The organism is Brevibacillus sp. (assembly GCF_003521185.1).
In the GTDB taxonomy this organism is placed as follows: domain Bacteria; phylum Bacillota; class Bacilli; order Brevibacillales; family Brevibacillaceae; genus Brevibacillus; species Brevibacillus parabrevis.
Window position 1 is genome coordinate 48,163 of record NZ_DOTK01000045.1, and the last position, 13,048, is coordinate 61,210.

General features: G+C 55.3%; 15 protein-coding genes. 7 read left to right on the forward strand and 8 right to left on the reverse strand.

Translation table 11 applies throughout. The features are described 5' to 3' along the window. Window positions 1–49: 49 nt before the first annotated feature. Together DEP07_RS13505 and DEP07_RS13510 are read right to left on the reverse strand one after the other, a co-directional pair. Complete coding sequence (locus tag DEP07_RS13505; RefSeq protein ID WP_122964505.1) at window positions 50–484, reverse strand: DUF86 domain-containing protein; 435 nt, start codon at window positions 482–484, stop codon at window positions 50–52. Between the two features lie 10 nt (window positions 485–494). Next, window positions 495–611 (reverse strand): hypothetical protein, encoded by a 117-nt coding sequence (locus tag DEP07_RS13510; protein WP_007777847.1) that lies wholly within the window; start codon window positions 609–611, stop codon window positions 495–497. 111 nt (window positions 612–722) lie between these two features. Between DEP07_RS13510 and glpX the strand changes: the two genes are divergently transcribed. From glpX to DEP07_RS13525, 3 genes are all read left to right on the forward strand, one after another. After that, a complete protein-coding gene (glpX, locus tag DEP07_RS13515) occupies window positions 723–1,697 on the forward strand; it encodes a class II fructose-bisphosphatase (protein WP_122964504.1) in 975 nt (324 codons plus the stop codon). 12 nt (window positions 1,698–1,709) lie between these two features. Next, the gene (locus DEP07_RS13520; RefSeq protein ID WP_122964503.1) at window positions 1,710–1,979 is read left to right on the forward strand and encodes a DUF3055 domain-containing protein; all 270 of its coding nucleotides are present in this window, start codon (window positions 1,710–1,712) and stop codon (window positions 1,977–1,979) included. Window positions 1,980–2,130: 151 nt separating this feature from the next. Continuing rightward, the gene (locus tag DEP07_RS13525) at window positions 2,131–2,382 is read left to right on the forward strand and encodes a hypothetical protein (RefSeq protein ID WP_122964502.1); all 252 of its coding nucleotides are present in this window, start codon (window positions 2,131–2,133) and stop codon (window positions 2,380–2,382) included. 62 nt (window positions 2,383–2,444) lie between these two features. Here the strand turns inward: DEP07_RS13525 and DEP07_RS13530 are convergent, their stop codons facing one another. Next, the gene (locus DEP07_RS13530; RefSeq protein ID WP_274874329.1) at window positions 2,445–3,083 is read right to left on the reverse strand and encodes a YutD family protein; all 639 of its coding nucleotides are present in this window, start codon (window positions 3,081–3,083) and stop codon (window positions 2,445–2,447) included. A gap of 116 nt (window positions 3,084–3,199) precedes the next feature. Here DEP07_RS13530 and DEP07_RS13535 point away from each other — a divergent pair, with 116 nt between their 5' ends. Beyond that, window positions 3,200–4,105, forward strand: a complete 906-nt coding sequence (locus tag DEP07_RS13535; protein WP_274874330.1) for a YhcN/YlaJ family sporulation lipoprotein — start codon at window positions 3,200–3,202, stop codon at window positions 4,103–4,105. Between the two features lie 75 nt (window positions 4,106–4,180). Here the strand turns inward: DEP07_RS13535 and lipA are convergent, their stop codons facing one another. The 3 genes from lipA to DEP07_RS13550 form a co-directional block, all read right to left on the reverse strand. Continuing rightward, window positions 4,181–5,086: a lipoyl synthase gene (lipA, locus tag DEP07_RS13540; RefSeq protein ID WP_122964499.1), complete on the reverse strand. Its 906-nt coding sequence runs from the start codon at window positions 5,084–5,086 to the stop codon at window positions 4,181–4,183. A 99-nt stretch (window positions 5,087–5,185) separates the two neighbouring features. Next, complete coding sequence (locus tag DEP07_RS13545) at window positions 5,186–7,414, reverse strand: ATP-binding protein (RefSeq protein ID WP_287102603.1); 2,229 nt, start codon at window positions 7,412–7,414, stop codon at window positions 5,186–5,188. Beyond that, window positions 7,411–8,535 (reverse strand): metallophosphoesterase family protein, encoded by a 1,125-nt coding sequence (locus tag DEP07_RS13550; RefSeq protein ID WP_287102604.1) that lies wholly within the window; start codon window positions 8,533–8,535, stop codon window positions 7,411–7,413. Before DEP07_RS13550 ends, DEP07_RS13545 begins: the two co-directional genes overlap by 4 nt. Window positions 8,536–8,667: 132 nt before the next feature. Here DEP07_RS13550 and DEP07_RS13555 point away from each other — a divergent pair, with 132 nt between their 5' ends. Then, on the forward strand, window positions 8,668–9,429 hold the full coding sequence (locus tag DEP07_RS13555; protein WP_173596746.1) for a LarC family nickel insertion protein: 762 nt from the start codon (window positions 8,668–8,670) through the stop codon (window positions 9,427–9,429). 74 nt (window positions 9,430–9,503) lie between these two features. Here DEP07_RS13555 and DEP07_RS13560 read toward each other — a convergent pair whose 3' ends face one another. Further along, entirely contained in the window at window positions 9,504–10,055 is a 552-nt protein-coding gene (locus DEP07_RS13560) for a DJ-1/PfpI family protein (RefSeq protein ID WP_063227367.1), read from the reverse strand. 47 nt (window positions 10,056–10,102) lie between these two features. Continuing rightward, window positions 10,103–11,137, reverse strand: a complete 1,035-nt coding sequence (gene larC / locus DEP07_RS13565; protein WP_287102605.1) for a nickel insertion protein — start codon at window positions 11,135–11,137, stop codon at window positions 10,103–10,105. A gap of 160 nt (window positions 11,138–11,297) precedes the next feature. Here larC and DEP07_RS13570 point away from each other — a divergent pair, with 160 nt between their 5' ends. Together DEP07_RS13570 and DEP07_RS13575 are read left to right on the forward strand one after the other, a co-directional pair. Continuing rightward, window positions 11,298–12,305: a M23 family metallopeptidase gene (locus tag DEP07_RS13570; protein WP_122964495.1), complete on the forward strand. Its 1,008-nt coding sequence runs from the start codon at window positions 11,298–11,300 to the stop codon at window positions 12,303–12,305. Between the two features lie 109 nt (window positions 12,306–12,414). Beyond that, window positions 12,415–13,038 carry a TetR/AcrR family transcriptional regulator gene (locus tag DEP07_RS13575; RefSeq protein ID WP_281869667.1) on the forward strand — a complete coding sequence of 208 codons (624 nt, stop codon included), beginning with the start codon at window positions 12,415–12,417 and terminating at the stop codon, window positions 13,036–13,038. Window positions 13,039–13,048: the final 10 nt, after the last annotated feature.

Sequence of the window (13,048 nt, forward strand, 5' to 3'; positions counted from 1 at the left end):
TAGTAAACAAACGAAAGTGTTTTGTATAAAAAATCCGCTTCTCCATTTTCTAGAACAATTCTTTCTGCAAAAAAGCGCGAACTTGCGGGTCAAACTGGCGCATCGCTGCGACTGCCTCTTCTGCCAGCGCAAACATTTCTCCAGCCGGAACGCTTGTGTAGTCAATCACCAGATGCTTGCGGAAATCAACGACGCGCGTCAAGACGACCGCTTGCTCATCTGTAATGACTTGTTCGTCACGCAAAATTTCCACGATGTCGCTATAGCTGCCAGGGTCACGCATGATAAAGCCGTCGATCAACGCATTCCCTACATCGACAATTCCTTCGATGGACAAGTGCAGGGCTCGCTCCATCGCTGCAACAGCCACTTCATCCGCCAAAACCGCCTCGGCTCCTCGTTCCCTGAGCTTGTCCAGCAGATCAAGCATGAGAGACATATATGCTAAAACTTGGTCAATTCGCTTTGTATTCACGTCGTACATAAGATTCTCCTTATTTTCGCTTTTTGGCTTTTCGTTTCGCATAATAGGTAGTAAACACAAATGTCAGCACCAGGACGAGAAGGACCAATTCCCCTTCCTGCAAATAGGAATTGCTCACGGCTTTCACCTCTTTTCCTCCAACAGTATACCAAATTTGTCCCTGCTGTCACGAATCAGCTTGTACTTTGTGTTACAATGATGGGGTGAATTTTGCCGGCATAAAGGGAGGAACACAACTGTGGAACGCGAACTGGCATTGGAAATCGTGCGGGTGACGGAAATGGCTGCCCTCGCCTCGTCTCACTGGATGGGTCGGGGAAAGAAAAATGAAGCGGACGGAGCGGCGACAAGCGCCATGCGCGCCATGTTCGACACCATCAACATGCGGGGAACCGTCGTGATTGGCGAAGGAGAGCTGGATGAAGCGCCGATGCTGTACATTGGCGAAAAACTCGGTCACCCCGAAGCTGGCGGCCCGGAGGTTGATGTCGCTGTCGACCCGCTGGAAGGAACCACGATCGTCGCCAAAGGCCACAACAATGCCATGTCGGTCATCGCGATCGGTGACCGCGGAACGCTGCTTCATGCCCCTGACATGTACATGATGAAAATGGCTGTGGGCAAACGGGCTGCGGGACAAATCAACTTGCTTGATCCCGTGGATAAAATGATTGAAGTGGTAGCGAAAGCGAACAACAAGCGCGTTTCCGACGTGACTGTGATCGTTCAGGAACGGGAGCGGCACCAGCACATCATCGACACGGTGCGGGAAAAAGGCGCGCGCGTCAAGCTGTTCGGCGATGGCGATGTAGGCGCAGCGATTGCCGCCTGTCTGCCACATACAGGGATCGACCTGTTTCTCGGAATCGGCGGAGCACCGGAAGGCGTCATTAGCGCGGCGGCGATCAAATGCCTCGGCGGAGACATGCAGGCGATGCTCAAGCCGCAAAATAACGGGGAACGCGAACGCTGTATCAAGATGGGCCTGACCAATCCGGAGCAGTTGTTGACCTTGAACGATATGGTAAAAGGAGACGACGCCATTTTTGCCGCCACAGGCGTATCGGACGGCGAGCTGCTTCAAGGAGTTCGCTACCTGGGCGACGATATGGTGGAGACGCATTCCATCGTCATGCGCGCCCAAACGAAAACGATCCGTTTTGTCCGCGCTTTGCACAATATCGAACACAAACCAAATCTGTTATGGAAGTAGAGGAGCGTATTTATGGTGAATGACCTGTTTTTCTTGTACGACGAACCGGAGGACACGAAAACCCGCTTCGTCAGCTTTATGGGCGAAGCTACCCGATTCGATCTGGCTATCACGACGACAAACCGTTTTTACGGCAAAAAAATCGTCATCAACATCCAAAACGGCCGCTCTGCCATTATCGGGCACGACGATCTCGAAGAAGAAGGCTACCTCGAATTTGCCTTCAATCTGAACGAGCGGGAAGCTGAAGAGCTGAAAACTTTTTTGGAGACTGTCGTTTAATTCCGCTTTTTGGGCCTATCCCGCTCTTGACACAAGAGCCCGGGGATAGGCTTTTTTGCTGCCCATTTCCATCGGGACAACGCTCCTTGCAGGCGGATGTCTCGTATACTGCTACTGCACATACAGACACTGAGAGGAGTGCAGTCGCAATATGCAACCGTATCAAGCTGACGAAAACCAGTTGCAGGGCCATCAGGCGGACGAACAATATCAGATGATTCCGGAAGACCAGGCGCATCCCGTCTTCTTTCGCCGAAGAAGAGACGAAGGAATTGGCCCTGTGATCATTCCGCTTCCTTATAGCTACTATCCGCCTTATTACTATCCATACCCGTATCCATACTCCTATCCGTACTACCCGTACCCGTATCAGCCCTTTCCGTTTTACGGCGGCGGCTTTTGATGAAGCAAGATTTATGTACAGCAAAACAGCCCCTAGTCCCGGGGCTGTTTGCTTTTGTCTTTCTATGTGTCACGCTTGGGCGTGTTCTGACCAGTCGGAACTTTGTCGCGCTCCCGGTTGGGACGCATCTGGTTCGGACGTTTTTCCCGCGAGGAAGAGTCCTTGCCGTTTTTGTCCTGCTTTTCTTTGTGGAACTTGGGCTTGTCTGACCGATCGTTGCGACCAGCACCGGAACGGTCGTGGGAAGCTCCGTTATTGTTTCGCTCCTGGCGATCCTGCTTGTTTTGCCGGGGGTTAAAACGACGTCGGTCCTTGCGTTCGACAATGACAGCCGAACTTTCTCCCCTTGGCGCGTCATGGCGAATATCGAGAATCGTGTCCGGATTATCGTCGTTGCCTTCGTGCTCTCCACCGCTATGTCCAATGGCATCCTTCACTTTGCGCAAGACGAAGTACGGGCAGCCAAAGTTGCAAAACTCGTGCAGGTACTCATCCAAAGCGGCGATCCTCTGCTCGAACGGTACTTTGCGATTGGCATCTGTATAAAATCCCCGCAGACGAAGCTGTCCGTAGCCCCAGTCCCCTACGATGTAATCGTATTTATCGAGGATATCGCTGTAACGCTCCCTGAATGCTTCCGGATTCCAGCCGTCGCGATTTTCTTCCATGACTTCATAAGTACCGGCTTGCGTGCGAATCAAGTCCGCTTCCTCCTTACACTTGTTTACTTTTGTACATCTTACCATATTTCAAACAGCAAGAGATAAAATTCCCACGAAAACTGCACCTGCCCCCTGGACATTCTATCGTGTAGGGGGTGTTACCATTGAAAAAGACATGGTTGTATCCTGCGATTGCAGGCATTGCTCTCTTGGCTTCCGCTTGCGCAAACAACGCTGCGCCGAACTACACGCATCCGAATCAGGCTGCTCCTCACGTAACGAATGTTGACGGGCTGCATGTCCGCAACTACGACGGTGTGCGCTCCGCAAACTTTGACGGACTGCACGTGCGTAACGGGGTCGGTCTGAACAACGCGCCTGGCGTCGATAATGGCTTGCATCCGAACGGGACGTATCCACGGGCGAACGTCAACAATTACAACGCCTACACAAGTGGCATGCGACCGTACAACGCCTTTACCGACCACAACGACGGAGCGTTGGGCACGCCGAATGGAATGAATCATTCCATTTATCAAAAGCGGGCCTGGAATCGTGCAGGAGCTGGCATCATGCAAACCGGCATGCCGAAAATGGGCTACGTCCAGACGAACCGGGCCAGCATGAAGACCGCTGGCGCCCAAAACGTCTATGTAGACCGTGATGCGCTGGCGCAAGCAGTCGGCAACGTCACAACGAGCTGCCCCGGCGTTCAGCAATCTACTGTCCTGGTGACGGATGAAGAAATCTTCGTCGGCCTGAACACGCAGGGAGCTGATGCCCGCACCGCCAAAAACCAGGCGAAAATGAATGCGCAGTCGATTTCACCACGTTACTACAAAGTATACGTAACGGACAATCCGAACGACATTCAGGAAATCGCCCGTGTCGCCAGCCGCTCAAGCAATCTGCATACGGCGCGTAACGAAGACGCAGCCAGCATCGATACGCTGATCAAGCGAATGGGCGGCATGACGGATCGCGAGCAAGGAACCAGCACAAAAGCGCAAACGAACGCGCATGCAACCCACAAAGCTAACATGGGTACAACCAGTCGCTAGTGCGAATCTCCCCTGTACGTAAAAAGAACCCCTTTTGCCGCGACTCGTCTCGCTTGCAGGAGGGGTTCTTCCCTGTTATTGCGCCTGTGGCATTGCTGTTTCCTTGGCGATGGTTTCCTTCGCTGCATTGGCCTGTTCGTGGGCATGGTAAGAGCTGCGTACGAGCGGCCCTGCTTCGACGTGGCTGAAGCCCCGCTTCATGCCCTCTTCCTTCAGGCGGGCAAATTCATCCGGATGGTAATAGTGCTCTACCTTCAGGTGCTTTTTCGTCGGTTGCAGGTACTGACCGATTGTCATGATGTTGACATCTGCGGAACGCAAATCGTCCATTGTCTCGATCACTTCTTCGAGCGTCTCGCCTACACCGATCATCAGGCTGGACTTCGTTGGAATGTTTGGCTGAAATTCCTTCGCCTTTTTCAACAGTTCCAAAGTCCGGTCGTACTTGGCGCGCGCCCGCACGCGATCGGACAGGCGGCGAACAGCCTCAATATTGTGGTTCAGCACGTCTGGCTTCGCGTCCATGACGAGCTTCAATGCATCCCAGTTTCCTTGGAAATCGGGAATCAATACTTCCACAGAGGCAAACGGCAGACGACGGCGAATCGCCCGGATCGTCTCTGCGAAAATTTGTGCGCCTCCGTCTTTCAGGTCGTCGCGGGCAACAGAAGTCACGACAACATGTCGCAAACGCATCTGCTCGGCTGCTTCTGCCACGCGTTCCGGTTCGGCCACATCAAGCTCCGTCGGCAATCCGGTTTTTACTGCGCAAAACCGACAGGCACGGGTACATATATCACCCAAAATCATGAACGTAGCTGTTCCGCTGGCCCAGCATTCATGAATGTTGGGGCATTTGGCTTCTTCGCAAACAGTATGTAGCGTCTTGCTGCGCATCGTTTGCTTCAACTCTTTGAAGCTGGCGAGTTCTGGTCCTGAAACAAGGTTGATCTTGAGCCACTCCGGCTTGCGTTGCGTCATAGGGCCCACTCCTCATGTATCTTGGTACGAGACATAATCAATCTCCATTATAGAGGTTGGATATACAAGGGGCAACCTCTTTCACAATTGAGGTAACAATTACCCGATCCGATGCACTTTATGCCGAGCCCCTCCGGACAGCAACGATTCCAGCATGCGCCGCTCGCGCTCGTGGCAAGTAAACAAAAACACTTGCTGCTCCGCTGCCAGCTCGGCAACGTACGCCAATGTTCTTCGCAACCGCTCGTCGTCATAGTGGACAAAATGGTCGTCCAAAAACAGCGGCAACGGTTCCGTCCGCTTGCTCACATGATGCAGCAGAGCCAGCCTTTGCGCCAAATAAAGCTGGTCGGCGGTTCCCGTGGAGCATTGCTCCTGGCTGACAATTTGCTTGCGGGATGGCTCCAGCAGGCGTACGGCAAAGCCTTCGCCCGGATCGAGCCTCACGTCGCAATAAGCCCCCGCTGTAATTTGGCTCATCACCTCGGAAGCAATCCGGTTTACATCCGGCGTGACGTCCCGCTTCCACTCCCCTTGTGCTTCCAAAAGAGTATCCCGCGCCAGTTGCAGCGCATCTCTGCGTTGCTGCAGTTGGCGCAGCCCCTGCACGGCTTGCTCGTATTCGTCTCTGGCACTCGCTACGGATTCGCTTTCATGCGCATTCATTTCGCCATGCGCCCTCGCCGTTTTTTCCCGCAGCTCCTGCAACTCGGCTTCGATGTGCGCTAACTGCGCCAGACAGTCGCTCCCCGCTTCCTCGCACTGTCGCTTTTCCCGTTTTAAAATCGCACGCAGCGCCTCGCCCCAGCTTTCCGCAAGCAGTTCCTCCCGCCTTGTTTTGGCCAGATCGTTCTCCAGCGCAACAGTCCGCTGCTCCTGCACGCTTCGTTGTAGCTCTTCCCTTTTTGCCAGAAAAGTATCCCAATCCGAAACGCCATAACGCCCCACCAGCTTCGCCAACTCGGCGTCCAAGGCGGCGATCTCCTGTTGCAACTGCTCTCCCTCCAGCGCTTGCTGGCTGTCGATGGCTGCGGCGGGACTGCTGCTGTTTGCGCCCCCTTTTGCCCGTAGCACAACTACGCCGAGCGCGGCCAAAAGCAAAGCCAGACCAATGGCACTGCCTCCAAGGACAGGATGCTCCGTCGCCAAACCGACTGCACCCAAGCTGGCAAACACCCCGGCGACACCCCACAGACGCAGGACGCCTTTCCTCCGCTTCGCCTGGTTCCCTTGCCTTTGCGCGCGTCCTTGCCCTTGTCCCTGCCCCCGGCTGCGCGTTCCCGTGGACAAGGCGAGAACCGCCAGCTCGGCGAGTCCCAAATGCCGCTGCTCCCGCTGTTTGCGAAGCGCAACCCCTCGCTCGTAATCGGCCGCAAGCTCATTCAGCGCTTGGTCGGGCATCGCTTCTGGCGCGGCGGCAGTTCGCGGTTCGCCCCACTTTTCCACTTCTTTGCGCGCCTGATGGTGCAGTTGCCGCTCTTCTTCGCTGCCAGCAGACTGCTCCCACCAGTCCCACTCTTGCCTGTCGACTGCGGTAAAGCTTCGCTGCCAGCGCTCCTGCAAAAGCTGTTCCTGCTCCTGCCACTTTTGCATGCGCGCCTGCAACCTGACTCGCCGCTGCTCCAGCCCTTGGCGTTCCTCCTCCCAGCCGCGGATCGATTGCGCAAGTTGGGTAATCATGCGCCAGGCGGCTTCGGCATCAGCCAGCTCCTGTTCTTTGCGGGCGACCCGCGATGCAGCCTTGCCCATTTGCGTATTTTCCGCCCGCTCCTTTTTGCCGATGCTCGTCAAGTCGCGATCCAACTCCGCCAAAATCGTGTGGACAAGCGGGCTTGCCTCCTGCACATCCGCAAACGAAGGCAACAGATGCTCGGCAGCCTCCAAAGGCTCCCGTCTGATCCAGGTCAAATCGGTGAACAAGCTGCGGGTAAGCCCCAGATGCTTTTCGAGAAAGTTCCGTTCCTTGCGGCGATCCTCCAGGTAGATGTCTGTCAGCTCCGTCCATTCCGGGTCGAGAAAAAGCCGCGCCTGTTCCCGCTCTTTCAAAAGCGTCCGGTGCAAGCGGTACGTCTTGCCCCCGAGCTGGTACGTAATGATCGTTTCATACTCTCCCTGATGCCAGGGGCGGTATTTTTCGTATTCAGGCAAATACCTTGCCGTCTTCACGTAGTCGCGCTTCATCCCGTACAGGGCGGCGAAAATCGCTTGCAGCAGCGTGGACTTTCCCGCTTCGTTGGGGGCGTAAAACAAATTCAGCCCGGGAGCGAAGCGAAAAGCAGCTCCTTGCCATTTTCCGAACCCGGTTACGGTCAGCTCCTCGATTCTCATCGCATGCTCCCCCCAATCCGCGCAAGCGCTTCTTGCTTCGCCAGTCTCGCTATTTCCCGCTCTTCTTCGCTGCGGGCATTCGCCTCGATCTGCGCCAGCTTGGCGAGCCATTTTCCCCAAATGCTGTCCTCGGCCATCAGCTTCTGCGCATCGATGTCCGGCCACGTCTCATCCGTAATTGCAAACAGAAAAAACCGCGAAAATCGCTGCTCCAGAACGGGAATCGAGGGAACAAAATGCGCCGCTCTCTCTCCTGTCAAAGTCACATACACGAGATCACGGTCGGCGATCCTGCCAAGCTGTGCCTCCATCCCTGCGATTAGCTGTTCCGCCGTTTCCGCTCCTTGCGCGTGAATGGTCAGTTTATGAATCTGCCGCTGACTGACCGGGATCGCTTGCAAGGTCAATTTTCCCGCGTCGTCCAGCTCGCCGTGCAACACGCAGCGCTCTCCCGTTTCCTTATTGGTCAATCCTTCCGGCGAACCGGGATAGGCGGCAAGCGGCTGCTTTTTGAGCGGATGCACGAATTGTTCCGGCTTGTGGATGTGCCCGAGAGCGACGTAGTCTACATCCGCCTGGACAAGCTCCTGCAAGCTCATAGGTGCGTAAGGCTGGTGCTCGTCTTTCGTCGCGTTCAAGATCGTGCCGTGCAGAACCATCAGGTGATGCCGATAGCCATCCAGCTTGCCCGGAAAAGTCGCAAGCGGCGATTCGTAGACGTGCGGCTGTCCAAAGCCCCAGCCGTAGATGACACACGACTTTTCCGGAAATTCGTATACGCCCCATTCCGGGGTAAACCAGTAGACGTTGCCAGGCCAGTCCATCGTCTGGTAAAACGAATCCGCGCGCCACGGATCGTGGTTGCCCGGCGCGATGCAAACGGGAATCGGAGCGACACTTTCGAACAGATCGCGCAAAAATACAGCCGTCGCTCTTCTGCCCCCGTGGTATTCCAGCAAATCTCCGGCGATCAGCCAAAAGTCGACCTGTCTGGACACGACCAGGTCGCGAATCGTTTGCAGCGTGCGGCGAACATCATCCTGCCTAAGCTCGTAACGATCCGCCAGCATATGTAAAGGCGCGTCCAGATGGACGTCCGCCGTATGAATGAATGACAACACGAAGCGCTCAACTCCTTGCATGACAAACTGAATCGGCAAATGGTACACTTTGGACAAACAATCGCCAATCAGACGAACATACTTTCCCTATATGATACAGAGGAAATCATTGGTTGAAAAGGAGTGTTTCTTGTGCGCATCGCGTATTTGGACTGTTTTTCGGGGATCAGCGGAGACATGCTGCTCGCCGCATTGGTGGACGCAGGAGCCAATCGCGAGCGGATCGAACAGGAGTTGCGCAAGCTGTCTCCGGGAGATTTTCGCCTGGAGTGGAGAACCGTCGTCAAAGCTGGCGTTTCCGCTTTGAAGCTGGACGTCATCGATGAAAGCCACGCTCCCTCGCTGCCGCAGAAGCCTTTGAAAGTGCTGGGAAACGACCACACACACCGCAGCCACAAAGACATTGTGGCGATGATCCAGGCTGCCGGACTGGCGCCGCGCGTAACTCGCCGCTCTCTGGCTATTTTTGAAAAAATCGCGATCGCCGAAGCGAAAATTCACAATGTCCCTGTGGATACGGTCCATTTTCATGAGGTAGGCGCACTCGATTCCATCGTCGATATCGTCGGGATCGCTTTAGGACTGGAAGAGCTGGACATCGAGCAGCTTTACTGCGGGCCGATCCCGACCGGAAACGGCTACGTGCGCTGCGCTCACGGACTGTACCCGGTTCCCGCTCCGGCGACCATGGAGCTGTTGCTCGGCATACCGCTGCGCGAGACGAGCATCCAAAAGGAATTGACCACCCCTACCGGAGCAGGAGTGGCTGCCGCCCTAGTCGAACAGTTCGGTTCGTTGCCGTCGATGACCGTGGAGTCCATCGGCTACGGCGCAGGCACACGCGACCTGCCCGATCAGCCAAACGTGTTGCGGCTGTTGGTCGGACACAAGTAAACGAAAAAAACTTCCGCCGCTGTGCTTTGTCGGCGGAAGTTTTTATTTAGGCAAGGGCAAAGGCTAGGATAGGCTTATCGCAGCAGACGCAAAAACTCGCGCATAAAGCCGGGCAAATCCGGCCACGCATGACCAGAAACCAGGTTGCCGTCTACGTGAAGGGTTTCTTTTTCGTAAATCGCACCCATCGCCTCGACGTCTGGTCTGCATGCCTGATAGGCCGTCAGCGTACGGCCAGCGAGATGCTCGGAGACGATTGCCAGCACCTGTGAACCGTGGCAGATCGCGGCAACAGGCTTGTTCGCTTCAAAAAAGTGCGAGACGATCGGCTTCAAGTTTTCGTTCAGCCTGATGTACTCGGGTGCTCTACCGCCCGGAATGATCAAGGCGTCGAACGCTTCCGGATTGATGTCGGCAAAAGCGGCGTGCGCAGGCAGCTGATAAGCCGGCTTTTCCGTATACGTCTCGCTGTGTGCTTCAAAATCGTGGCAAACGGTGTGCAGCGTCTTCACGCTGGGCGCAGCAATCACGGCTTCGTAACCCTCTTCCAGCAAACGGTAATACGGGTAGAACACCTCCAAGGCTTCTACGGCATCCCCTGTAACGATCAACACTTTTTTGCTCATCACACAGCCACCTCCATACGGTTTTGGGGTTTGGATACTCCACGTTTTCAATTCTTTGGCGGCTCGGCTTGCTCCTGCTTGTCTGCCCATATTTTTACAGAACTTTTACGGGCGGCCAGTTCCACAGCTTCCTGATAAACTTGCTGCAAAGGTACGCCGTTGGCTCTGGCAAGCTGCGCGCAGTGCTCGTATTCCGGCGCAATCTGCACCCGCTCGCCCCTGTGATAGCCGAGTTTGACCGCAACATCTCCCCAACTCGTCTGGACGGTGATGAATCGCCTTGCCAGACGGTGACACGCTACAGGAAAAGAGCGAATGCCAAACGTCGTCGTCTCCTTGAACAAAATCGTTTTCATCGCCTCAAGCTGGCTCTGATAGCACATGACTTGCACCAGTATCGCGGCTCTGCTCTTTTTCATCGTCACCGGCAAAAAATGCACATCGTTCGCCCCTGCCAAAAAGCATTGCTCCATCAGATAGGAAAGCCACTCCGGGCTTGCGTCATCTATGTTCGCTTGCAATATCACCATGCCTTCGTCGATATGCTCGTCAGCGTGCTGCCTTTGCTCGTACCCGACAGGTATGCCGTCTGCTCGCGCTGTTTCAACGCCTGGCTTCAGCAAAATTGCTGCCACGTTGTTTTCGCCTTCCACCTGCACCAGTTCGCCTGCAAGCCCGCGCATCGGCTTTGCTCCCACTTCCTTCAACCAGAGCACGGCGAGCGGCGAAAAGTCGCGACGCGGCTCCAACTGTTCCGTCTCCCGAATCGCCAGCCCGGACAGAAGCGACAGGGCGGCGAGCGGCAAACCGAACGGGACGGCGATTGTTTCCACATACAGCTTGCCCCGGCACCAGTCAGTCAAAGGGCTTGTCATCAGCTCGCGCAAGGCTGCTGCTTCCCGTTGCCAGCGTTCCTGATCCATGCCCTCCCGATACCACTCCGCCAAATCGTGCATGCACCCGGCGAATTTCGCGGCGGCAGGCTCAGCTGCACCGATCCCTTGCTTGCTCGCAATCCGTTGCAGCGGCTTCACCAATGATTCCAGCATGATCGGACCTTCTGCCCGAATGACCAGCTTCATTTTTTCCCCTCCGAACTTTGCTTGTTTCTTCTTGCATCATACATCAAATGCCCGTGCCTCCGGAGAAAAGTTGCTCGCCTGCTTCCAAAAAGTATCGTGGATAATCCGCTCAGACTGGCAGAAACTACAACGGAAACTACCCTGGCTGGAGGGAGTCGGCATGCGAGTTTTCCGCCTAATCATTCAGATCAGCTTGTGCGTGGCAGCAATCGTTTTGCCGCTGGAATCAGGCTTTGCCAAAGGCTCTGCTGCCAAACAGACAGATCCTCTGCTAAAAGAGCGCCTGCAGCTTTTTTTGCGCATGGAGTCTTTGTACGGCATTCCGTGGAACTATTTGGCCGCGATTGACCAGTACGAGCGCACGATGAAAATACGCAAAAAACAAGCCAATACGCAAGAATCGAACGCGCGGCTCACGGCTGTTGATATCCCGCAGGAGCGCTGGTCAGGCGTGATGAACCCCGATCCGGAAGATACCAACCCGGCATCGATTCAGTTTTTTGACGGGCTGGGAATGGACGGCGACGGAGATGGGATCGCCGACCGCAACAACGATTTGGATGCACTCACTACGCTTATTCATTACCTGTCCGCTTACGGCTTTTCGGCGGATGACTGGCAAATCGGCGTCTGGTCTTACTACCAGCGCGATCGCTCGGTAAAAACGATCCGGCAATTCGCCCAGGTGTACGACAAATACCAGCACCTGCAACTGGACGAGCGTCATTTTCCCATTCCTGCCCGGTACGACTACAGCTACCGCAGCACATGGGGAGACGCTCGCGGCTGGGGAGGACGCCGCATTCACGAAGGCACAGACATTTTCGCCAGCTACGGCACGCCCGTCCTGTCGACCGCCTACGGAGTCATCGAGGTCATTGGCTGGAACCGCTACGGCGGCTGGCGAATCGGCATGCGGGACATGGGCAACGTGTATCATTACTTCGCGCATTTGTCCTCGTTTAAAAAAGGGTTGAAGCCAGGCGACATCGTCGAGCCAGGGCAATTGCTCGGGTATGTCGGCAGCTCCGGCTACGGAAAGCCCGGGACGGCGGGTAAATTTCCGCCCCACTTGCATTACGGCATGTACCGGGAGACAGGGGGAGCCGATTGGGCTTTTGACCCTTATCCGTATCTCAAGCGTTGGGAACGTCAAAGGAAGCGGTGATGCAGCCGCTTCTTTTTGGCATGTTCTCGATTTCCATTGACAGAGCGCACAGCAGCGAATTACAATCAAATCAAAAATTGGACGATCGTCCAAAAACGAGGTGCACAGCATGACTCCCCCTTCCAAAAGCCAAGCGAAAGCAGAGGCGAAACGAGCTTTTCTGATCGAACAGGCAACGGCCTGTCTGGCGGAAAAAGGCTACGCCAACGTGTCTTTGCGCGATATCGCCAAGGAATCCGGCGTCTCGCTCGGCATCCTGCATTACTACTTCGCCAGCAAGGAAGATTTGCTGCTCGCTGTCATCGCAAGCTACAAGGAACGCTTGATCGACGAGTTGGAACGCGAAGTAGTCGCTGCTCCCCTGGACAGTTGGCTCCCCGCACTCGTAACGGTTCTCGGGCGCAGTCTCCAAGAAGACCGCAAGCTGCATCGGCTCTGGTACGATTTGCAAGCGCAGGCTTTGTACACCCCCGTCTTTCTCGAACAAGTCCACCGCATTCGCGCCCGGCTGCACGACTTGATTGTGCGCATGCTCAGACGGCTGCAAGCGGAGCGGCAAGCATCACTCGCAATGGACGAGAACGCTGCCAGCTCGATCGTTTACTCCTTGATTGACGGCATGATCTTGCAAAGCTTGCTGGACGAAGACAAACCCGCAGCCGAAGCTTTGGCCCTTTTCCAGTTTGCAGTGCAGCATTTTCTTGCGTCGCTTTTTCCGCTTGATCAAAAATGAATGAGGTGAT